General features: G+C 26.3%; 19 protein-coding genes. 10 read left to right on the top strand and 9 right to left on the bottom strand.

What is annotated here, in order from left to right; all coding sequences use genetic code 11:
- Positions 1 to 47: 47 nt before the first annotated feature.
- The 6 genes from F811_RS0108820 to F811_RS0108795 all read right to left on the bottom strand — a co-directional run bounded on the left by F811_RS0108820 (position 48) and on the right by F811_RS0108795 (position 3,701).
- Positions 48 to 476, bottom strand: a complete 429-nt coding sequence (locus F811_RS0108820; RefSeq protein WP_020004887.1) for an ankyrin repeat domain-containing protein — start codon at positions 474 to 476, stop codon at positions 48 to 50.
- 157 nt (positions 477 to 633) lie between these two features.
- On the bottom strand, positions 634 to 1,416 hold the full coding sequence (gene mazG / locus F811_RS0108815; protein WP_020004886.1) for a nucleoside triphosphate pyrophosphohydrolase: 783 nt from the start codon (positions 1,414 to 1,416) through the stop codon (positions 634 to 636).
- Between the two features lie 20 nt (positions 1,417 to 1,436).
- On the bottom strand, positions 1,437 to 1,949 hold the full coding sequence (locus F811_RS0108810) for a hypothetical protein (RefSeq protein ID WP_020004885.1): 513 nt from the start codon (positions 1,947 to 1,949) through the stop codon (positions 1,437 to 1,439).
- 12 nt (positions 1,950 to 1,961) lie between these two features.
- Positions 1,962 to 2,105, bottom strand: a complete 144-nt coding sequence (locus tag F811_RS16765) for a hypothetical protein (RefSeq protein ID WP_020004884.1) — start codon at positions 2,103 to 2,105, stop codon at positions 1,962 to 1,964.
- A 135-nt stretch (positions 2,106 to 2,240) separates the two neighbouring features.
- Positions 2,241 to 2,948 carry a flagellar filament outer layer protein FlaA gene (locus tag F811_RS0108800; protein WP_020004883.1) on the bottom strand — a complete coding sequence of 236 codons (708 nt, stop codon included), beginning with the start codon at positions 2,946 to 2,948 and terminating at the stop codon, positions 2,241 to 2,243.
- 24 nt (positions 2,949 to 2,972) lie between these two features.
- Entirely contained in the window at positions 2,973 to 3,701 is a 729-nt protein-coding gene (locus tag F811_RS0108795; RefSeq protein WP_020004882.1) for a flagellar filament outer layer protein FlaA, read from the bottom strand.
- 338 nt (positions 3,702 to 4,039) lie between these two features.
- On the opposite strand from F811_RS0108795, the gene F811_RS0108790 reads away from it, so the two are divergent.
- The 3 genes from F811_RS0108790 to F811_RS0108780 all read left to right on the top strand — a co-directional run bounded on the left by F811_RS0108790 (position 4,040) and on the right by F811_RS0108780 (position 8,814).
- On the top strand, positions 4,040 to 4,729 hold the full coding sequence (locus tag F811_RS0108790) for a pseudouridine synthase (RefSeq protein WP_020004881.1): 690 nt from the start codon (positions 4,040 to 4,042) through the stop codon (positions 4,727 to 4,729).
- Positions 4,730 to 4,929: 200 nt separating this feature from the next.
- Entirely contained in the window at positions 4,930 to 6,717 is a 1,788-nt protein-coding gene (locus F811_RS0108785; protein WP_020004880.1) for a methyl-accepting chemotaxis protein, read from the top strand.
- Between the two features lie 291 nt (positions 6,718 to 7,008).
- Positions 7,009 to 8,814 carry a methyl-accepting chemotaxis protein gene (locus F811_RS0108780; RefSeq protein WP_020004879.1) on the top strand — a complete coding sequence of 602 codons (1,806 nt, stop codon included), beginning with the start codon at positions 7,009 to 7,011 and terminating at the stop codon, positions 8,812 to 8,814.
- A 77-nt stretch (positions 8,815 to 8,891) separates the two neighbouring features.
- On the opposite strand, the gene F811_RS0108775 is transcribed toward F811_RS0108780, so the two are convergent.
- Positions 8,892 to 10,637: an RNB domain-containing ribonuclease gene (locus F811_RS0108775; RefSeq protein WP_020004878.1), complete on the bottom strand. Its 1,746-nt coding sequence runs from the start codon at positions 10,635 to 10,637 to the stop codon at positions 8,892 to 8,894.
- A 726-nt stretch (positions 10,638 to 11,363) separates the two neighbouring features.
- Between F811_RS0108775 and F811_RS0108770 the strand changes: the two genes are divergently transcribed.
- The 5 genes from F811_RS0108770 (at position 11,364) to F811_RS0108750 (ending at position 16,107) form a co-directional block, all read left to right on the top strand.
- On the top strand, positions 11,364 to 13,550 hold the full coding sequence (locus F811_RS0108770; RefSeq protein WP_020004877.1) for a ligand-binding sensor domain-containing protein: 2,187 nt from the start codon (positions 11,364 to 11,366) through the stop codon (positions 13,548 to 13,550).
- Positions 13,551 to 13,691: 141 nt separating this feature from the next.
- Positions 13,692 to 13,820, top strand: a complete 129-nt coding sequence (locus F811_RS17120) for a hypothetical protein (RefSeq protein ID WP_020004876.1) — start codon at positions 13,692 to 13,694, stop codon at positions 13,818 to 13,820.
- Positions 13,821 to 13,974: 154 nt separating this feature from the next.
- Positions 13,975 to 14,256, top strand: coding sequence for a Smr/MutS family protein (locus F811_RS0108760; protein ID WP_020004875.1), 282 nt, complete (start codon positions 13,975 to 13,977; stop codon positions 14,254 to 14,256).
- A 19-nt stretch (positions 14,257 to 14,275) separates the two neighbouring features.
- Positions 14,276 to 15,022: a MerR family transcriptional regulator gene (locus tag F811_RS0108755; protein ID WP_020004874.1), complete on the top strand. Its 747-nt coding sequence runs from the start codon at positions 14,276 to 14,278 to the stop codon at positions 15,020 to 15,022.
- A 155-nt stretch (positions 15,023 to 15,177) separates the two neighbouring features.
- Positions 15,178 to 16,107, top strand: a complete 930-nt coding sequence (locus tag F811_RS0108750) for a hypothetical protein (protein ID WP_020004873.1) — start codon at positions 15,178 to 15,180, stop codon at positions 16,105 to 16,107.
- Positions 16,108 to 16,805: 698 nt separating this feature from the next.
- Here F811_RS0108750 and purD read toward each other — a convergent pair.
- On the bottom strand, positions 16,806 to 18,059 hold the full coding sequence (purD, locus tag F811_RS0108745; protein WP_020004872.1) for a phosphoribosylamine--glycine ligase: 1,254 nt from the start codon (positions 18,057 to 18,059) through the stop codon (positions 16,806 to 16,808).
- A gap of 65 nt (positions 18,060 to 18,124) precedes the next feature.
- Entirely contained in the window at positions 18,125 to 19,012 is an 888-nt protein-coding gene (locus F811_RS0108740; protein WP_026364396.1) for an Rpn family recombination-promoting nuclease/putative transposase, read from the bottom strand.
- Positions 19,013 to 19,149: 137 nt separating this feature from the next.
- Between F811_RS0108740 and F811_RS0108735 the strand changes: the two genes are divergently transcribed.
- Both F811_RS0108735 and F811_RS0108730 read left to right on the top strand, forming a co-directional pair.
- Positions 19,150 to 20,034 (top strand): polyprenyl synthetase family protein, encoded by an 885-nt coding sequence (locus F811_RS0108735; protein WP_020004870.1) that lies wholly within the window; start codon positions 19,150 to 19,152, stop codon positions 20,032 to 20,034.
- 87 nt (positions 20,035 to 20,121) lie between these two features.
- Positions 20,122 to 21,975 carry a motility associated factor glycosyltransferase family protein gene (locus tag F811_RS0108730; RefSeq protein ID WP_020004869.1) on the top strand — a complete coding sequence of 618 codons (1,854 nt, stop codon included), beginning with the start codon at positions 20,122 to 20,124 and terminating at the stop codon, positions 21,973 to 21,975.
- Positions 21,976 to 22,308 lie beyond the last annotated feature (333 nt).

The following is a 22,308-nucleotide window of genomic DNA, read 5'->3' as shown; positions in this document are numbered from 1 at the left end:
TAAGAGCCTAATTTTATAATTAGGCTCTTATTATATGAAAAATAAAATTATTTTTTAAACAAATGCATATATGGAGCATTCATTATCTCAGCAAGCATCATAGCAGAAAAATTTGCCTCTTCTCTGTTATAATCTGCCCCATTATCTAAAAGTATTTTAATAACTTCTTCAGGCTGATTTTTAATAATAGCCAAATGAAGCGGACTTACTCCTCTTTCATTAATAGCATTAACATCAGCTCCTTTAGCAATTAAGGCAGCAACTATATCAGGACTTCCAGTTTGAACAGCTAAATGCAGACAGCTTATTTTATTGTCAGCATAATTAACTTCTTCCTCTGTACTTTTATCTATAATCTCTAATGCCTTATCAACATGCTCTTTCATATTAAAGTTTTCATCATCTTTCTTCTTTAAAATTTTTGAAAGTAAATCATATAGCTTAGATCTTTTGTACAAATTAGCATTAATAGCCATTAAACAAACCCCATCATTTAGTGTATTATTATTATAATATAAACTTAAAATTCTTGCAATAAAAATATAAAAAACAAAAATAATAATTCTGTTATTTAAATTTATATATGTAATAAATATATTATTTTTTTTATTTTATTGTTAAAAAAATTGGATATTATTTTTCTCTCTCTTGTTTTTTATATTCATTCCAAAGATTATCCATTTCTTCTAATGACATATCTTCAAGTTTTTTATTCATGTCATAGGCTGTTTTTTCAACATAATTAAATCTTTTTCTGAATTTTTCATTAACTTTTATTAAAGAGTTCACTGGATTAATTTTATTCATACGTGCAAAATCAAGAACTGTCATAATCAAATCGCCTATTTCTTCTTCTAAATGTTCTTTATCTTTTTCATTATAGGCCTCTTTAACTTCTGAAAGCTCTTCATCTATTTTTGCAAGCGAATCATCAATATTTTTATATTCAAATCCTACACCAGCAGCTTTTTTCATCATCTTATAAGATTTTTCCATTATAGGAAGTGATTTTGGAATACCGTCAAGAACACTTTTAAATCCAGAATTATTTTTTTCAGTCTGTTTTATTTTATCCCATTGTTTAAGTATGCCCTCAACATCTTTAACATCACTATCCCCAAATACATGCGGGTGCCTTCTTATAAGTTTTTCATTAATATTTTTACAAACATCATCTATATTAAATTGATTTTCATCTCTTGCAAGTTCTGAGAAAAACACAACATGCAAAAGTACATCTCCAAGCTCTTCTTTAATATTCTCATAATCTTTATTACTTATAGCCTCTACAAGCTCATAAGATTCTTCTAAAAAACATGGGATTAAACTTTTAAAAGTCTGTTCTCTATCCCAAGCACATCCGTTTTCTCCGCGTAATCTTTTTATTATAGATATTAATTCTTCAAATGAATTCATAATTTTAAGCCCATATGTATTTAATTGATTTTTGATTTTCTTGTATAGTTAATTCTCTTTGGTTCTAATATAGCATTATATATTACAGCATTCTTTATATCTAATGAAGAGAGCATATGATTAACATGTCTTTTATTTTCTGATACTTTGAAAGCATTATTAACTGTTTCTTCTTTTTTTATATTATTAATTTGAGATATTTTAGAATTATATTTTTGCTGCAGTTCTAACATCTCTCTGTCATTATTTGAAGTTTCATAATTGGAAGTATATACTTTTTGATGTTCAGTATTTTTTCTTAAAGTATCTTCACTATAATTTTTTAGAGACTCCATATTCTTTTTAAGCTCTCTGAATATTTCTTCTTCATTATTATTAACTTTTTTATTAGTATAAGTTTTTTTATTATTATTTTTCACTGTATTTTTTGATTTAGATTTTTTATTTTCTTTATTCTTTTTATTGGCTTTTTGTATAAGAGATATTATAGCACATATTACACCTATTATTATATATAAAACTAATTCTGACATATAAAAAACCTTTTATTCAATATTTTTCTCATCATCATTATTTATTACATTTTCTTTTTTATCTTTTTCGGCTCTGCTATTAACTATTCTAGAAGTAATTGAATATACAGCAAGAAGCACAAAACCAACAATCAATAATATATTTATATGCGACATAATAACACTCACTTAAATAATATTCTTTATAACTATTTTTATAGTTTAATATATAATTGTATTAATTTCAAGTTATAAAAAATAAAAAAGGCGAAGTATATATACTCCGCCCTTATATTCTCTGTTATTTAATTATTACCAAGTGTCTAATGGATCGTCTTCTTCTCTATAAGTTTCTAGATACATATCTGTTTTAGCCATTAATTGGTCAAAATAGATATAGTATTTACCATAAGAATCTCTAGGATCAACTTTAACATGTATACCCATAAAGCTGATACCTTGTTCTACCTGACCTCTAAAATCTTCTTGTTTTATATTAGCAGGAACTTGAACAGTTATATTTTTCCAACCCATAAAGTTAAGAGCTTCATTACCAACTGACTGAGGTTTTCCGTTTATATCATAAACGTAGAAACTCATTTTATTATTGTGGTTACGGCCTGCTACCCAAACACTAAGTTCTTTAGTATAACCAGGGATTTTAACAGGTCTAGGAGGAGTTACAGAGAACCAAGGATAACCAGTTCTGAAGTACTCTACTTTAGCACCCAAAATATATTTATTATTTTCAGCACCTTCAGCTACAACGTCAGCAGGACCGCCTTCACGACGAATAATACTAACTACGCCGTAATCTCTAGGCATAGAAGCCTGCCAAGTATTAGCGAATTCAAAATCATCTATTAAATAGTTAGTAATAGCTTCAGTTACAAAATTGTTACCATCTTCACCTTGATCATTTTGAGTAGTTTGCTCACCTGTTTGAGCCGCATCTTGAGCAAACAACAAGAATGCAACAGTTAGAATTAACATTGTTATCAAGATACTTAATCTTTTCATATTATTCTTCTCCTTACTTATACCTTATTGTTGCGCTTCTTGTGGTTGTTCTGCAGTAGTATCTGTTGCAGTTGTACCGCCTTCTTCGCCTACTACTTGAGCTCCACCTTCTGTATATTGTTCAGAAGATCTTCCGCCAACTTCCTGACCTAATGTAGTTTCAATATCTGAACCGTCATAAGCTTCTCTAAATGTATCTGTAACAGTTTGGAAGTAATCCAATAAAACTACAAAGTTATCAGCTCTTTCCTCTGGTGATGACCAGAAACGGAAATTCATAAATCTTAAACCTTTTGCTCTAGGTACATAAGGTTCTTCTTGAGGAATGAAAGATGGTACTGCTGTACTCATATTTCTCCAACCGATAAATCTGATGGATCCTAAAGGCAATGTATAAGTATAACCACGATAGTCTTCAAATAACATTTCCATAGTATAGTCATAGTTACCACCCCATACCCAAACATCAAAAGTTTGAGCTTTTCCTGGTATGATTTTTTGTACTGTTGGAACTAAGTCAAAGAAGTTATAAGATTTTCTGAAAAAAGAAACACTTACTGATAATGAATTAGTTGAATTATAGCTTTGGTTACCCATACCATATGGTTTTGTAGCGAACAATCTCATATTAGGATATTTCATTACAACACCATTTTCATTTGTTCTATCACCTCTAAACATAAAACGGCTAGCATTTGATATTGGCTGCCATTCATCTAATGTTTCAAAGTTGTAAAGTAGTCTAGTTTCCATGTAAACACTAGAAGTTTGTCCATAAACAGCAAATGAACATATGCTTATGAATAGACAAATGATTATGAGGTAGCGAGAAAAATCTCTCGTACTTCTATAGAATTTCATAGCGCACTCTCCTTAATATTTATAGCTAAGCAATTATATCCAATAACTTAGCACCATTATATTATAATCAACAAAAATTGTCAACTATAAAATATAAAATTCTCATACTATTATATTGATATAATACTTATATTATTTTAGTAAATAATTATTTAAATTTGATTAAAATTCATATTATGGTAATATTATTTTATAATTTTTTTAAAAATAATAAAATAAAATAATAAAAAATGAGATTAAACAAATATATAGCATCATTAAATATAGCAAGCAGAAGAGAAGCTGACAAACTTATTCAAAACGGAAATGTTAAAATAAACGGCATAGTAAATACAAATCCCGCATATCGGGTTTCTGATGATGATAAAGTAGAATGTGATATAAAAGAGTACAAAGAAGATAAAATATATATAAAATTAAATAAGCCTAGAGGATATGTTGTATCTTCAAACAAAGATGAGGGAAAACCTATATACAATCTAATTAAAAATGATTTTAATAATATATACCCTGTTGGAAGACTTGATAAAGACAGCAGCGGACTTATAATACTAACAAATGACGGCGTATTCAGCAGAAAAATTATAGGCGAAAATACAAACTGTGAAAAAGAATATTTTGTTAAAGTTAATGATAATATACCAGACGGAGCTTTAAAAAAACTTGAATATGGCATCTCTTTAGACGGACAAAAATTAAAACCCGCTAAAGTAAAAAGAATAAATAAAAACTCATTTCATATAATTCTTACAGAAGGAAAAAACAGACAGATTAGAAGAATGTGTCAAAAAATAGGATTTGAAGTAATTATACTAAAAAGATTAAGAATAGCTGATATATTATTAAATGATCTAAAGGAAGGAACATTCAAACATCTTACTCAAAATGAAATAAATTCCATATTAAATAATGATCACTGATGCAGAAAAAAACTTCATTTTTTGTATTATATGTATGATACAAAATGATAATATTGATATTTTTTTTAAAATATACTACTTTAAATATATTTTCATATCAAATTAGATTTTACCAAATAAATATATAACAGGTAATTGACACAAAAAAATTTTTTTTATATACTTTAACCGCTTGAAGAATTTTTTTTAAGGTTATATTTATGAAAAATAACAGAGTTCTATTATTAAAATTAATTATCCCTTTTGCTGTTTTCTTGCTTGTAGCATATATTATTATGTACTTTGCTTATAAAAAAGTATATACTAATGAATTTATAAAAAATACATTGGTAGAGATGGATAATACTGAATTAGTTTTATCTATAGAAATGGAAAAAGTATACGATGTAATGTACACATTAAGAGGATATTTTGAAGCAAATGATAATACATTTACAAGTATAAGAAAAACACTTGAAAGCATATTAAAATCAAATAAAAACATATATGACATACTATACGGAAATGAAATACCATACAGAGACGGAGGACTTTTTGTTAATGGTATAAGTCCTTATCCTGATACTTATGACCAAACTTCAAGATTATGGTATAAAGGTGCTCTTACTAAAAATGGTATATTTATTACAGAGCCTTATGTTGATGCTAATACTGGGGGAATATGTATAACATTGGCATTAGCTGTATACACTAATAATTCATTAAAAGGAGTTATCGGTATAGACTTCTTAGAAATGAATAATATATCAAAAAAAGTTATTAGTGAAAATCAGGTTAATATAATGACTTCAGCTGGACTTTATATGTCGCATCAGAATAAAGACTATATCTTTAATGACAATTACAATGTATATAATGAGCCTTTATTTAAAGATGCAAAATCTATAGAAGACCCTAACAAAGCTGTAATGCAGATAGTAGGAAATGAATGGTACACTATAAAACCATTAAGAGATACTCCGTATAAAATTGTAATACGCGGTAATATGAATGCTATCAATAATAGAATAAGAAATATTATGCTTGCATATCTTTTAGTCATTATTATTTTAATATCAATACAAACAGCATTAGCATTCTTTGTAGTTATACCTATATCTCAAATGCTTGATAAAGCTATGAATAGTATAGATCAAATGTCTAAAGGAAACTTCATTATAGACAGCCAAGATAACGAAAATAAAAATGATAAATCAGGTTCTTTAGTTTCTTATGTAAATAATATGAAAAATACCATAGGAAATGTTGTATATAAACTTCAATCAAATCTTAATACAATAAATAATGAAATAGAAAATATATCATCAAGCAGCGAATATTTATCTGACAGATCTAATACTCAGGCGGCTGCTATAGAAGAGCTTACAGGTTCAATGCAGTCTTTATCTAGTTCTATAAAAGAAATAAGTTCAAACTCACTTCAGGCTAAAGATAAAAGCTCAAAAATAATGGATACTACAACTACTGGTGTGGAAGCCGTTAATGAAATATCTGCTCATATGCATGAGATATCTGAATCCAGCAAAAAAATATCTGAAATAACTAAACTTATACAGTCTATCGCATTTCAGACTAATATACTTGCTTTAAATGCTGCTGTTGAGGCGGCAAGAGCTGGAGAACAGGGAAGAGGTTTTGCTATAGTGGCAAGTGAGATAAGATCTTTGGCTCAGACCGTTAATGAAGCTGCAAATAATATTACTTCTATTGTAGAAGAAACTGTAAAAAGAGTGGAAATTGGAAATGAATCAGCAAATAAGTCATCTTCTATATTAAATACCATTAATGATTTGGTAAAAGAAATGGAAAATGAACTTCAGTATATATCACAGTCTATAATGCAGGAAGAAGATGGTATAAGTCAAATGAATATTGCTATAAAAGAATTAAATAATATTACTCAGGAAAACTCCAGTTTGGCTACTCAAAACTCATCTTCAAGTTTGGAGATATCAAATATGAGTAAAGATATTATTAATGAAATATAATATTTTAAACTAAAAAAATAATTTGTTAATTACCATATACTGCATATTTAATATATTTATTTCTAATATATTGAATATGCAGTCATTTTATATAGAAATAAATTTATAATTTTAAAAATCAGTCCAATAAACATTAATATCATATTTTATCTTATTTTAAGACAGCTTTTTTTAATACGATAATTTTTATTAATAATTAAATAATTTTAAATTATAATACAATTTGACACAATAAATACTTTTTACTATACTTTTACTATAAAGAATATTATTTTATTTAGGTTTTTAGTTATGAAAAACAATAAAATTTTATTATTAAAACTAATAGTTCCTTTCGCAGCATTTTTATTAATATCATATATAGGAATGTATATAGCTTTCAATAAAATATACAAAAATGAGTTTCAAAAAAACACATTAATTGAAATGGATAATACAGAACTTGTTATATCAATAGAAATGGAAAAAATATACACTATTCTATATACTCTTAGAGGATATTTTCAGGCAAATGAAACAATATTTGAAAATATTAGAAGAACATTATCAGATGTATTAAAATCAAATAATAATATATACGATATACTTTACGGAAATGAAATACCATATAAAGACGGAGGGCTTTTTGTTAATTCAATAGATCCTTATCCTAATACTTATGACCAAACTTCAAGACCTTGGTATCAGGGAGCAATTTCTAAAAACGGTATATTTATTACAGAACCTTATGTTGATGCAAACAGCGGAGCAATAGCAATAACTTTATCGCTTGCGGTATATACCAATAATTCATTAAAAGGGGTTATAGGTATAGACTTTTTAGAGATGAATACAATTTTAGAAAAAGTTATCACAGAAAATCAAATAAATATGATTACATCCGACGGACTTTATATGTCGCATCAGAATAAAGATTATATATTTAATGACAAATACAATGTATATCAGGAGCCTTTATTTAAAGATGCAAAATCTTTAGAAGACCCTAATAAATCTGTAATGCAGATAGTAGGAAATGAATGGTACGCTATAAAATCATTAAGAGGCACTCCATATAAACTTATAATACGCGGTAATATGGATGCTACAAATAATAGAATACTTAGAATGATGATTATATCTTTAATAATTATGATTATAGTTTTAATTATACAAACAGTTTTAGCATTCCTCGTAGTTATACCTATATCTCAAATGCTTGATAAAGCTATGAACAGTATAGATCAAATGTCTAAAGGAAACTTTATCATAGACAGCCAAGATAACGAAAATAAAAATGATAAATCAGGTTCTTTAGTTTCTTATGTCAATAATATGAAAAATGCTATAGGAAAAGTTGTATATAAACTTCAATCAAATCTTAATTCTATAAATACAGAAATAGAAAATATATCATCAAGCAGCGAATATTTATCTGACAGAACTAATACTCAGGCTGCCGCTATAGAAGAGCTTACAGGTTCAATGCAGTCTTTATCTAGTTCTATAAAAGAAATAACTTCAAACTCACTTCAGGCTAAAGATAAAAGTGTAAAAATAATGGATACAACAACTACTGGTGTAGAAGCTGTTAATGAAATATCTGCTCATATGCATGAGATATCTGAATCTAGTAAAAAAATATCTGAAATAACTAAACTTATACAGTCCATAGCATTTCAGACCAATATACTTGCTTTAAATGCTGCTGTTGAGGCGGCAAGAGCTGGAGAACAAGGAAGAGGTTTTGCTATAGTGGCAAGCGAAGTTAGATCTTTAGCCCAAACTGTTAATGAAGCTGCAACAAATATTACGGCAATTGTAGAAGAGACTGTAAAAAGAGTGGAAATCGGAAATGAATCGGCAAATAAATCATCAGTTATATTAAATACTATTAATGATCTGGTAAAAGAAATGGAGAGCGAACTTCAGGATATAACTCAGTCTATAATGCAGGAAGAAGACGGAATAACTCAAATGAATATTGCTATAAAAGAATTAAATAATATTACTCAGGAAAACTCCAGTTTGGCTAATCAAAACTCAACCTCTAGTTCTGAAATATCAAATATGAGTAAAGATATTATTAATGAAATAGAATATTTTAAAGTAAAATAATAATAAAAGCAGGGGATTTTAATTCCCTGCTTCTTATAAAAAATATTAAAATAAAAAAAATCCTACAATCTTACAATCTACAATGAGAAAAATATCTTACCATTTTCTACATTAGATTTAGCAACTAATACTTTTACTCTGTCCCCTAATTCATAAGCCTTTATCTTATCTATATAAACACTTTGCATATCCTGATAAAATCTGTAATTAGAACCTATATAAATAGATTCTATAAACCCTTCTATATCCAAACCTTCTATCTCTACATAAATACCTTTTGGAGATATAGAACTTATAACTCCATAATATTCATCACCCAATCTGTCTTTCATATATCTGGCTGCTTTTATCTGTCTTGTATACCTTTCAGCTTTCTTTGAAGTTTTATCGAGGATAGACAAACTATCAATAGAGTCCTTACATATATTTTTTAAACTCTCTTCTATAACTTCCTTACCAGACAAAATAGTATCTTTTACTATTCTATGTATAAGCAAATCAGCATACCTTCTAATAGGAGAAGTAAAATAAGTATAATAATCAAGACCCAAACCAAAATGGCTTTTATTAACTATACTATAAGAAGAAGGCGTCATCGAACGAAGTAAAACTGGTATAAGTAAATTCTCTTCCTGTTTGCCTTTCACCCTATCAACAAACTCTTTTATATCATAGCTTTTATCTGGCAGTTCTTTTAAATCATATCCTTTATTATGAGCTAGTATTTTAAAATTATTAAATCTATATTCATCTGGAACACCATGATAACGGTATATTGCCCCATCATATTTAGAGAGCTTTTTTGCTATTTCGCTGTTTGCTAAAAGCATTAATTCTTCTACTATTGACATAGATTGTTTTTTTTCTTCTGCATAAAACTCTATAGGTATACCATCATCATTTAAAACAATTTTTATATCCTGATTCTCAAATTCAACTCCTCTACCCTCTTTTCTTCTATTATATAATAGATTTTTTATAGTCAAAGCATTGTCAATTAAAACCATAAGCCAATCTTCATCTTGGCATTTTTTATCTATAATATCCTCTACATAATCATAAGATAATTTTCTATTAGAATTAATAACGCTTTTAAAAACTTCTGAAGATAATACTTCCCCTTTGTTATTAATATGAACTAATAATGTCATAGCAAATCTGTCTGTGTTTTCATTTAAAGAAATTACATTATTAGATAAAATTTCTGGAAACATATTGTATACTTCATCAATCAAATATGTAGAGTTTCCTCTGCTTCTAGCTTCTATATCCAAAGGAGAATTAAGTTCTATAAAATGGCTTACATCTGAAATATGAATATAAACTTTATAATTATCATCATCTTGTTTTTCTATACTCAAAGCATCATCGAGATCTTTAGAACTTTCACTGTCTATAGTTATAGTCTTTAAATTTCTTAAATCAACCCTATCTTCTTCTATATTATTGAAATCAGCAGCCTCATTTATTTTTTCAGCATGCATAATTAAATCTTCGCTGAAATCCTGCTTTATATTATAAGCTTTAGATATAATTTTAGAATCTTCTTTGGCATTTTTTACATCAATATTTACTCTTACAGATTTTACTGTTTTTGGAGCCTCCTCTTTACCTTCCAATTTATTAATATACTGTTTTCCCTCTTTTGTAACTTTTAGCAAATTTCCATCAGTTTTTTGTATATAACCATCGCTTATAGCTTTTCTTATCAAATTTGTTAATGCTGTTTTTTCTATTGCTGTTTTGGAATTAAATTTTATAAATATATTATAGTCCATTTGATTTTTAATAAGCTTCTTTATTAATTCTTCTGCTGTTTTCATTAATTCACCTTCCAAATTAAATTTCAAATAATATATACTTTTTTCAAAGTTATTTCAATTAAAGCAATAAAAAATTCATATATATGTAAAACTTTATAATTTTTTTGAGTATTTTTCATATCCTTTTTAGTATTATGATATATGATTAAAATCTCACATTTTATATAATCTGGAAATACACAGCTTGACCACTCTAGTTCCTTAAACAAGTGAGGCAGTAAAAAGAGCAACAAAAAAATTGAAAAACTTAAAAATTTTTAGTATATACCTAAACAAATACAGTTTGTCAAAATTAATTTTTTTAATTTTAAATATTTGCAGGGCTTTGCCCCGCACCCCAGTTCTTTTATTGGTATAAAAGAACCAAAAGAACTGCATTTTTAGTCAAAATTTTAGGTGTTACCATACATTTAATACATATATTTAAAATATAAAGTTCTAGTAATTGCGTTTTTCGTGAAGCGTATCCGAAGGATAAAAACTTTGGTGAAGCCCGCAGAGCGTGTGCGGCAAAAAAGTTGATAATTCTATATAAAGTGCATCCGTTGACAAAATAAAATCGTTCCAGTATAAATTAGATAATAAAAATAAAGTGCTTTTAATAATCTAAATAAATAGTATTAAAATAAAAAATTATAATTGTTTAGGTATAATTATATAAAATCAATAATTGATAAAATAAAGTTAATACTATAAAATAATACAAATATTTTTTAGAGTTTTATAATGGCTTCAAATAAAAATGACAAAGCAAAAAGGTTAAATACAAAAAACATAAGATATATAATAGAAAAATACAGCTCAGACATATATTTAAAATATGATCCATACAAAAGTAATAAAAATAAACACTATGATGATTATTATATTCTTCATTCTCTAAAAAATATAATAAATAAAATTAATACTCTAAAAAAAGAAAATAGTAATATAAAAGTATTATTAGTATCAATCAATTCTGGTAAGCCTACTCAATTAAAAAAAGGAAAATATAAATATATAGAAATAGAATTCAAAAAAGATTTAAGCTATAAAGAAAAAGATTCTAATTATACAGATGATATTTATTTCTTTTTAGATGAAAATAAAATATGCTTTTTTGAAATAGGTGTGTTTTTAGAATTATATAATAATTTGAAATCTTATGAAAAATTCAGATGCACTATATATGAAATCATTAATAAAATAATAAGTCCTTATAAATTGATATATGATAATTCTACTCTTTTAAATAAAGAGATAAGTCATAAAGATATTATAGAAGATATAAAAAATGATAATTTTGAACTTATTATAAGAGAAATCGAAATTGAAAGATTAAAGAAAGTAATGCAGGAATATTTTGATAACAATAAAAAAACTGTTTCAATTCTTCCTTCATATAGATTAAATAAAGAAGATAAGAAAAAAGATACTAGATATTATACATTAGAAAGCATGCTTGTTTTAGATGAAATATTAAGAATATATAAAAATATAAAAAGTACCGATTTTGTATTTATAAGAAATATAAGTTATTTAGATGATACTGAAGAGATAGCAAAAGAAATATTTAATTTTGATAAGAAACTCAAATCAGAGAGATATAATACTATTGATGGTGTAAAATATATAGAAGAAATACGTTCAGATATCAGAGAAAATAAAGAAAGGCAGAAAGAAATAAAAAAGATTAATATAAAAAATATATTGAATAATTTTAATAATATAACTATATTAGATTTGGAGAATACCATATTTTATTTGTATGATGCTGTACTTAATTTAATAAGAGATAATAAAAACTATAATATAATAGAAGACGAACAGTTACAAAAAGGCATTTTATACTATGACAATATTTTTCATTACTTACAATATTTTATAGGCTATTTATTTATCGATAAAAAAATTATAAATGAAGAAGAATATATAAAAATAATAGAGCTTTACATTTATAAATATAATACACTTAGAAGCCATAATATTTATAGATTCTACAAATTTTATTTAAATAATGAAACCGCAAAAAAGCATAATATAAAAGATTATGGTATTATTGACTATAATATTTATATTTATTATGATGAAGAAAAAATAATTAAAAATTATTCAATATATGATTATAAAGAAATATACATTTATTATTATAAGTTTATATTGATGAGTATTGCATACAATATCATAGGATATCATAGAGATGAAAAAGATTATATAAAAACTAGAATAAAAATAAGAGAAGAGATAGAAAAAAATCCATACAGCAGAATATTTAATTTGGGAATTAGCTATAAAGAAGAATTTAAAAAAATAAAAAATGATATTAATAAGTTTAATAGAATGCTTAATAATTTATACTTTATTAATATTATTGATTATAAAGAATATAAAAAATATGATTGTTATAAACTTTTAGAATTAATAAATTATATTTGTGATTTAATTCAAGATGAAGAAAAAATTATAAATATAGAAGAAAATATAAAAGAATTTGAAGTCTATCAATCAATAATAAAAGAAATTATAAAAATAAAAAACACTGTAAATGAAATTGAAAAAGTTATTGAATATTTGCATTACATTAATATTATTAATAATTTCAATTCAGCTAAAGCTATAAAAATAATAGGTTTATTAGGTTTTATTAATAATAAAATTAAAGATAAATTTTCTGATATAGAAGAAAATATAAAAGACTTTAAAGTATATAAATTAATAAAAAAAGAGATAGAATTAAATAATAAGAAAATAAGATTATATAATAATGGACCAGAATATATTAATAATTCAGAAGATATTTTAAATAAATTATTCTACTCATCTTTAGAAGAAGAATATAAATTAAACTCTGATAGTACAGAAGATATAATAAAAAAAATCAATAACTTCTATAATATATACAAATCAACAGAAATTCCTATAAAAAAATATTAAAAAAAATCAAAAAAAAATTCTTGATTGACCTCCATACGAATATGTCAAATGATAAAAACATATAAAGAGACTAATATATAACTATGGTTAGATAAAAAAATATATATCTAACTAAAAATTATATTTTTAAGGAGGCTTGATATGAGCAAAAAACCTAATCATAATGCTGACATTTCAAATGCCAACAAGGGTACATCTGGAACAAATATTACCTATGACAAGAATCAAGGCAACAGAGGTAAACAGATGAACCCTAATCAGAAAAAATAATAAATAAAATTTTTTCTGTAAGCCGCTTCAAATTATTTATTAGTTTGGGGCGGTGAAACAATTATAAATGATGAAAGTTAGTATAAAAAAAGTTTATATCTAATGATAATGAGGTATTAAAAAAATTAATAATAATATTTAAGGAGATTGTATAATGAACATTTACTTATTTATTGATTTACACAGAAAAAGAGCAAAAGAAGTGAGAAGTCATTTCACAAATTTATTAAAGATATTATGTATATTAAAAATATTATTTGGAAACAGCTTAAGTATCAATATGGAGGTGGTATTTGGAAGAGGGCTTCATAGTGAAAATAATAAACCTATTCTGAAATATGTTGTTTTAAGGCAAGCTGAAAAATATAAATATTTAGGTTATCAATATAAATTAAATAAAAAAACAGCTAACGGCTCTATGATTATAACTTTTTAATTTTTAAGGTAAATGTACAATGGCTAGAAGAGATGAAAATAATAATATAGATACAAATGCTAAAAGGGATATAAACCATTCTGATTTGCATTATTTTATAAAAAGCAAAAAATATACACTGCCAAAATATTCATTTATTTTAAGGAGCAAAAAAAGATTAATGTCCATAGGAGAGTTTTTAAAACTTCTTGAAAAAAATAATATAAAGAATATGAGCATTAATTTATTAAGAGAATGGGATAATAAAGAACTTCTTCCAGCATACAGAGTAGAAAAGGGAATGATTAGAACAGAAAGCAGATACTACATAATGGAGCATCTTGATATTGCGAGGGAGATAGTAAAATTAAAATCATACGGACTTGAGATAAGAGAGATAGAAAATATTATTTTTGAAAATAAATCTTTTGAAATACTTTTCTTATCAAAAATAATAAAAAACAAAGAGTTATTTATGAAGATGAAAGATATTATAAAAAATATACATCATATAGAAGATGAGCTTGTAAGTTCTATATGCACTGAAGTGAAAAAAATATTTAATATTAATGACAATGATTTTAAAGACACTTTTAATGATAAGTATTTAAACACTATATTAAATGATTATAAAAAGAGTAATTTAAATACTGATGAAGCAAGCATATTGCTGCTATCATTAATACTTTTAAGTTTATACAATTCTTATGATAATAATTGTTTTGACAGAAAAAAGTTCTCTAAACAGTTTTACAGTATCATAAGCGAAAATAAAAATCATACCTAACCATAATGAGGTAATCACTTTATTGATTAATAATATTGAATAAAGAGCAAATATATTTAATATGAATAGATATGCTTTAAACATTTGATAACTTATTAAAGATTATAAAAAATCTTTAATTGTTATAAATAAAAAATATTTAAGGAGCAACCAAAATGAAAAAATCGGTTATCAAAATTATTTTATCTTTAACAGCATTAATTTTTGCAGTGAGCTGCGGAAATGATGCAAATCAGTCTACAAACCCTGATACTGATTATACTACAGATAGTTTTTATGTATCTGAGGATTCCTACACTCTTGGAAATGAGCATGATATAATAGAAGTTGATACAGATGCATCTTACTCTCAAGTAAAAAAACAAGCAAAATATAAATTCAGTATTAACCCTTCAGATGCAAGCTGCAGTGTAACAATTGCAAATATAACTATAAAAGGAACAGGTACTATTACTGATGTTAATTTATCTGCAAGTGATTTATCAGTACCATCATATATTAAAAATGGCGAAGAAGTATCAGTATCATTAACAAGTTCTGGTATTAATAAATTTAAATCATCTCCAAAAACTCAAAAAGCAGTATATACTGTAACTCTTGAATTTAAAAATGGCGAATCAACTAAAAATGTAGATATAGATATTACTGTTATACCAGTAAAAATAATAACTAAAGCAGAAATAGAAAATATGATTCAAACCCTTGGTACATCAGGAACAGTTTCATTAACCGATGGAATAATTCCAAGAGCAGAATTTAATTTTTCTACTTTTAGTTTAACTTCTTCAGGAAGCAGTTTTACAGCTACTAGTGAATATACATTTAATAATACACAATTTGGAGCCTCTGGAATAAAATATGATTTACAAAGTCAAATAGAAAAATCATCATCTTTTAAAACATTAGCAGGATTAACTTTAGATTATAATAGTGTAACTACTTCTATTACAGGAGCTAATAAAAATCTAGCTATAACTTTCAAATTTGGGTTAAAAACAGGATATGCTTTAGATAGTTCATCTTCATTTATAACAACTTCAGGAATGAAAATTACATTAATAATAAAAAATAATACTTGGAAATAAAATTTATTAAATTAAATCAATCAATATTATAAAAAGCCTGTCTTGTAGTGAGCTATGGGGCAGGTTTTTTATGCATATAAATTCATCTTACCACGCGTTGAAATAGCTTTAAAAATAAAATTAATCAATAATTAAACATTTACTATAACTTTTAATTCCGCTTACCGCGTGCTGTTAAAAGCCCTAAAATTTAATAAACACTTGGGTGGGTGTGCTTGTTACACATTCAGCAATAAAAATAAATTAAGTGCTTATAACAGAGTAAAGCCTAAAAATTTAAAGGGTGGGAGTGAGAAAAAATTCAATCTAATTATTAGTCTTTTTTGCAACTTTTTTGGGCACAAAAAAGTTGATAATTCTGTATAATGTGCATAAATTGACAAAATGAAATCGTTCCAGTATATATAAAGTCATTTTACCACGCGTTGAACTTTTTTCTATAAACAAAGCTAGTTAATAGTTATTCACTTACTATAAATTATAATTCCGCTCACCGCGTGCTATTAAAAATCCTAAAATTTAATAAACACTTGGGCGGGTGTGCTTGTTACACATTCAGCAATAAAAATAAATTAAGTGCTTATAACAGAGTAAATCCTAAAAATTTAAAGGGTGGGAGTGAAAAGAAATCTAATTTAAAAATGCTTGATTTTTTTATTTATCAGAAATAAAAACACCAAGCATTTATTATTTACTCACTATTTTATTAATCCAATATCTTTTCTGTAGTATTTATCTTTAAAATCTATTTTTTCTATATCTTCATAAGTGAGTTTTCTAGCCTCTTCTAAAGTATCAGCAATATTAACAACATTAAGAACACGTCCGCCGTCAGTAACAATATTATTATTTTCATCTATTTTTGCCCCAGCAATAAAGCACTTACCCTTTATGTTTTCAATGCCTTCTATCTTATAGCCTTTGTTGTAACTAGCAGGATATCCGCCTGAAGCCATTACCACACAGCATGCATGTTTATTCTTCCATTTGATATTTAAACTTGATAAGTCTCTTTTCATAGCAGCTTCTATAATGGATAAATAGTCAGTATCTAAAAGCTGAAGCACTGCCTGAGTTTCAGGGTCTCCCATTCTCACATTATATTCAAGCAAATATACCCCTTTTTTTGTTATCATAATCCCGAAAAATATAATTCCTGCAAATGACATTTTTTCAGCCTTTATTCCTTTAAGTGTAGGCTCTAATATATCTTTTATAAATAACTCTTCTGCTTCTTTTGTATAGTACGGATTAGGTGCTATAACTCCCATTCCTCCAGTATTATTTCCAGTATCATTATCACCTATTTTTTTATGATCTTTAGCAGATATAAAAGGTATTATAACATTGCTGTCAGTTACCGAAAGTATAGACGCCTCAGCACCTTCCAAAAACTCCTCTATTACAATTTCATCTCCAGCTTCTTTAAATATTTTTTTAACCATTATATCTTCTAAAGCATTTTGAGCCTCTTTTTTATCTTTGCATATCAAAACACCTTTACCTAAAGCAAGTCCGCTCGCTTTTATAACTATAGGATAACTGCATCTATTTAAATATTCACTTGCTTTATTATAATCAGTAAATGTTTCATATTCTGCAGTTTTTACTCCGTATTTTTTCATGAAATTTTTTGAATATGCTTTAGAGCCTTCAAGTATGGCAGCATGTTTATTAGGTCCGAATATTTTAAGACCGTTTTCTTCAAATCTATCAACTATTCCGTATACAAGCATCTCTTCGCTTCCTACGATAGTTAAATCAATATTTTCTTTTTTGGCAAAGTTTAATATTTCATCTATAGTAGAAATTTTTACGTTTTCACATTTTTTTTCTTTGGCAGTTCCAGCATTTCCTAAAGCACAATATATTTTTGATACTCTTTCATTTTTACTCAAATTATTGCAAATAGCATGCTCTCTGGCACCTGATCCTATAACAAGTATTTTCATATTTTTTCCTTAATTTTTTTATTTTATAAAAACTATTTTCTATAAATATATATAGATATTTTTTGTTATAACTTTTCTACTTCCTCTATACTCAAACCTGTATTATTACTGATAAACTTAATATCTAAACCAGATTTTTTAAGACTTTTAGCTATACTTAAAGCTTTATTTTTTTCACCTTTTTCTATACCTTTTTCTATTCCCTCTTTTATCCCCTCTTCTCTCTCCCTCTTTAACATTAAAGTTTGTCCATATAAAAAAGCATCTCTAGCATTATAAACTTCCATTTCTTTTTCACTTGATATAAATCTTTCATATTTATCTATTACTTTAGGCATAATATCATTGACCTCCTTTAATTTTTCTTTAACTTTTTTATTCAAATCCTTAACTGTAAAAAACTCTATCCAAGATAATATTTTATTTCTCTTGATATCATCTATATTTGAATTATTAAGAACCTTTATAAATCTTGGTACTTCTATTATATGCATTTGCATCATATCTAATGATACCTTATGATTTTCAGTATCTATAAGCTTAAAACATCTGTGTGCCTTACCTTCGTCATAAAAGTCCATATTAAAATTCACAAAATTAATACTTATTACCTGACTAATAATATCATAAGATTCATTTTCATTTAATTCACTAACAATATTTTTTGATATATAATAAAATATTCTTTTTACAAAATCTATATTTCCAGATAATTGTATTTCTATAATAATTTTTTTATTATCTTTAGTAATTGCTTTAATATCAAGAACAGATTCTTTAAGATTAATATTTTCAGGAAGATTATGAGGATTAATTATTTCTAAATTATGTACTTCTTGAAAGCCTGAATCTCTAAGAACGCAATTAACTATATTTTCAAGTATATCTTCATTTCCAATAGAGCCTAAAAGATAGCGTACAAAGTAATCATTCATTCTGTTAATATTTCTCATATAAAAATTATAACAAAAAGGATAATAAAAGTAAATATTTCTAAATTTAATAAACTAAAGCTATATTATTTTTTATTCTTTACATTTTTAGTTATTGCATTATAATAGAAGAAATCACTAAAAATTAGGATAAACCTATGAACCTTAAAGAATATATGAATATAAGACTTAAAGATATTAATACAGCTATTGAGAATATATTTGATAAAAGCGATATTGAATTAGAAAATAGTTTTATAGAAATGCTTAAATATCCTCTTGATGCAGGCGGTAAAAGATTAAGACCTATACTTACCTGTTTAGCATGTGAACTTTTTGAAGGCGATTATAAAAAAGCTATAATACCTGCTGTATCATTAGAGCTTATACATACATATTCTTTGGTTCATGATGACTTGCCTGCTATGGACAATGATGATTTAAGACGAGGCAAACCTACAACGCATGTTAAATACGGTGAAGCTAATGCTATACTTGTAGGAGACGGACTTTTAACTCATGCTTTTCAATTACTTTCTAAAGCAGATGTTAAAGACAGTACTTTAAGAAAACTTTTATTTGAATTAAGCTATGCTGCTGGAATTAGCGGAATGGTTATGGGACAGTTTATAGATTTATATTATGAAGAAAAAGATATTAATTTTGATATGCTTAAAGTTCTTCATGCTAAAAAAACAGGTGCTATGATTAGAGGTGCTGTAAGACTTGGTGCAATATCTTCTGAAAATGATAGTGATATAGAAAATATAACAAAATACGGTGAAGCTGTAGGGCTAGCTTTTCAGATACAGGACGATATACTTGATGTTATTTCCGACAATGAAACTTTGGGTAAAACAGTAGGTAAAGATGAAAAAGAAGGAAAACTTACTTATGTTAAGCAGTTCGGACTTGAAGGAGCTAAAAAAGAGGCTAAAAAAGTAACAGAAAAAGCCATTGAATATTTAAAGCCTTATAAAGATAGTGAAGCTAAAAATATTTTAATAGAATTAGCAAACTATATAATAGAAAGAAAATCTTAAAAATATCTAAATAAGATACATTTTATTAAATTCTTTGTATAACTCTCCGATAACAAAATAATAAAAATAAAATTTATATAATACATTATGAACGAAATAAGAAAAATTAACTTAGAAGCAATAAACAAAAATATCAAAGCATATCCTTATGACTTTATTAATATTCTTAATAATGCAAAACAATCTGATATAACTTTAGGGGTAATAGAAACAAAATCTCAAAAACATTCTGCTAAAGTTGTAAAAAATGGAAAGCAGATACTTCTTCATAGTGCTTATGATCCTATAAAAGAAGCTAATACTTTAATAAAAGAAATTGAAAATGATGAAGATTTAGATTTGGTATTTATATTCGGCATTGGGGCTGGATATTTGATTAATGCTGTAAAAAAACTTAATGTTTCTATTGCTGTAATAGAGCCTGATATAAATTTTTTCAGTACTTTAATAGATAATTTCAGATTAGATAAAATACTTGAAGACAATAAAATAACTTTTTTTATAGGCGGAAATGATGATGAGGATATAGAAAAGTTTATATCTATAACTACAACAAAAAAAGTGAAGTTTTTCGTTACAAGGTCTTATACTTCACTATTTGCTGAAGAGGCTATGCATTATCAAAGTAAAGTGCTTTCTGTAGTAGATAAAAAAATTATAAATATCAATACCATTTCAAGGTTTGATAAACTATGGGCTTATAATATAGCTTCCAATGCTGTTGAAATCGCCACTCACTACGGAGTTAATAGATTTTTTAATAAATATAAAAATATACCAGCAGTTATAGTATCAGCTGGACCTTCGCTTGAAAAAAATATAAGAAAATTAAAAGAGATGAAAAATAAAGCCATTATAATAGCAGTTGATACAGCGATGAAGCCTTTATCATCTCATGGCATATCTCCGCATTTTGTTATAACTATTGACCCTCAAAAGAAAAACTCAAAATATTTCAGAAATATTCATTTTGAAGATACAGTACTTATAGCAGAGTCATCAGTTGACCATGAGGCTATAGAATCATTTAATGGTTCTATATATTTTATAGATTCAATATTTCCATTAGCAAAATACTTTATGAAGCCATTAGGAAAAAGAGGAGACATTACTATGGGAGGAAGTGTTTCTACTGCTGCCTATGATTTCGCTGTGAGAATTGGTGCTAATCCTATAATAATGGCTGGGCTTGATTTATCTTTTCCTAATCATCAGACTCATATAAAAGGAAGCTACCATGAAGAAAATTTCTTTACTGAAATAGGAAAGCTTGATTCTTATGACAGCAGAATATATAAAGTTCTTGTTGCGGGTAATTTAAGAGAAGAGAAAAATATATATGGTGAGAGTGTATTTACTGATTCCAGATTTGATATGTACAGAAACTGGTATGAAGCTCAATGTGCAACTAATAATAATATAAAATTCTATAATGCCACAGAGGGTGGCGTTATAATAAAGGCAATGGAGAATATTACCCTTCAAGAGCTTATTGATAAGTTTGATAATATAAATATACAAATAGATAAAAATGACAGAAACATAGAAGATAAAAATAAAATACTTGAGAGCTTAAAAAATGGTTTAATAAAAATAGATAAAGAAATAATATCATTAAAACCATACACGGAAGAGGCAATTAATTTATGCTATACGATAAATGATGAGCTTGCAAGACATAGAAAAGTAGATAAGCTCATTTCAAAACTAGATGAAGCTGATATAAAAATACTTAATATAAGCAAAGTTAATGAGTTTTTAGGAATTACTATGCAGAAAACTATTAAAACTATAACAGAAGGTTTTGAGTTTAAAGACGAAATTATGAATAAAGCTATAGTAAGTTCATTCAAATTATATGAAGCGATGAAAGATAGCATTGATTTTAATCATTATATAATAGAACGTGCTTTTATAAAGATAAATAAGGAATTAGAATAAATTTAAAAGTATAAATTCACTAATATATACCTAAACAAATATATTTTATCAAAGAATAAATTTTTTTCATATTTGTAGAGCTTGGCAACCACCCCGCACTACTCGCCTAGCTACGCACTCCCTACGGTCGGGGGCATTCCCGCCTACGAGCTGTAGCACCTTCCCGCAGTATTCGCCTATACCCTTACTTCGTTGCGGGTACACTTCGTGCGGGCATTCCGCACGGTATCGCTTACCATTACGGATAGTACAATGTACGTGCGGCTGATTACCCAACATCAAAAAAAAGAAAATAACTAAAAAAATAAACCAAACTCAAATACAAACCCAGAA

Source organism: Brachyspira innocens ATCC 29796 (assembly GCF_000384655.1).
In the GTDB taxonomy this organism is placed as follows: Bacteria; Spirochaetota; Brachyspiria; order Brachyspirales; family Brachyspiraceae; genus Brachyspira; species Brachyspira innocens.
Note: the sequence above shows the minus strand (reverse complement) of the source record. Positions and strands in the feature narration are given on the sequence as shown.

Excerpts from the sequence above, each read along its gene's own strand:
- F811_RS0108820 (WP_020004887.1), bottom strand. The coding sequence starts at position 476 with ATGGCTATTAATGCTAATTTGTACAAAAGATCTAAGCTATATGATTTA.
- mazG (WP_020004886.1), bottom strand. The coding sequence starts at position 1,416 with ATGAATTCATTTGAAGAATTAATATCTATAATAAAAAGATTACGCGGA.
- F811_RS0108810 (WP_020004885.1), bottom strand. The coding sequence starts at position 1,949 with ATGTCAGAATTAGTTTTATATATAATAATAGGTGTAATATGTGCTATA.
- F811_RS16765 (WP_020004884.1), bottom strand. The coding sequence starts at position 2,105 with ATGTCGCATATAAATATATTATTGATTGTTGGTTTTGTGCTTCTTGCT.
- F811_RS0108800 (WP_020004883.1), bottom strand. The coding sequence starts at position 2,948 with ATGAAAAGATTAAGTATCTTGATAACAATGTTAATTCTAACTGTTGCA.
- F811_RS0108795 (WP_020004882.1), bottom strand. The coding sequence starts at position 3,701 with ATGGAAACTAGACTACTTTACAACTTTGAAACATTAGATGAATGGCAG.
- F811_RS0108790 (WP_020004881.1), top strand. The coding sequence starts at position 4,040 with ATGAGATTAAACAAATATATAGCATCATTAAATATAGCAAGCAGAAGA.
- F811_RS0108785 (WP_020004880.1), top strand. The coding sequence starts at position 4,930 with ATGAAAAATAACAGAGTTCTATTATTAAAATTAATTATCCCTTTTGCT.
- F811_RS0108780 (WP_020004879.1), top strand. The coding sequence starts at position 7,009 with ATGAAAAACAATAAAATTTTATTATTAAAACTAATAGTTCCTTTCGCA.
- F811_RS0108775 (WP_020004878.1), bottom strand. The coding sequence starts at position 10,637 with ATGAAAACAGCAGAAGAATTAATAAAGAAGCTTATTAAAAATCAAATG.
- F811_RS0108770 (WP_020004877.1), top strand. The coding sequence starts at position 11,364 with ATGGCTTCAAATAAAAATGACAAAGCAAAAAGGTTAAATACAAAAAAC.
- F811_RS17120 (WP_020004876.1), top strand. The coding sequence starts at position 13,692 with ATGAGCAAAAAACCTAATCATAATGCTGACATTTCAAATGCCAACAAG.
- F811_RS0108760 (WP_020004875.1), top strand. The coding sequence starts at position 13,975 with ATGAACATTTACTTATTTATTGATTTACACAGAAAAAGAGCAAAAGAA.
- F811_RS0108755 (WP_020004874.1), top strand. The coding sequence starts at position 14,276 with ATGGCTAGAAGAGATGAAAATAATAATATAGATACAAATGCTAAAAGG.
- F811_RS0108750 (WP_020004873.1), top strand. The coding sequence starts at position 15,178 with ATGAAAAAATCGGTTATCAAAATTATTTTATCTTTAACAGCATTAATT.
- purD (WP_020004872.1), bottom strand. The coding sequence starts at position 18,059 with ATGAAAATACTTGTTATAGGATCAGGTGCCAGAGAGCATGCTATTTGC.
- F811_RS0108740 (WP_026364396.1), bottom strand. The coding sequence starts at position 19,012 with ATGAGAAATATTAACAGAATGAATGATTACTTTGTACGCTATCTTTTA.
- F811_RS0108735 (WP_020004870.1), top strand. The coding sequence starts at position 19,150 with ATGAACCTTAAAGAATATATGAATATAAGACTTAAAGATATTAATACA.
- F811_RS0108730 (WP_020004869.1), top strand. The coding sequence starts at position 20,122 with ATGAACGAAATAAGAAAAATTAACTTAGAAGCAATAAACAAAAATATC.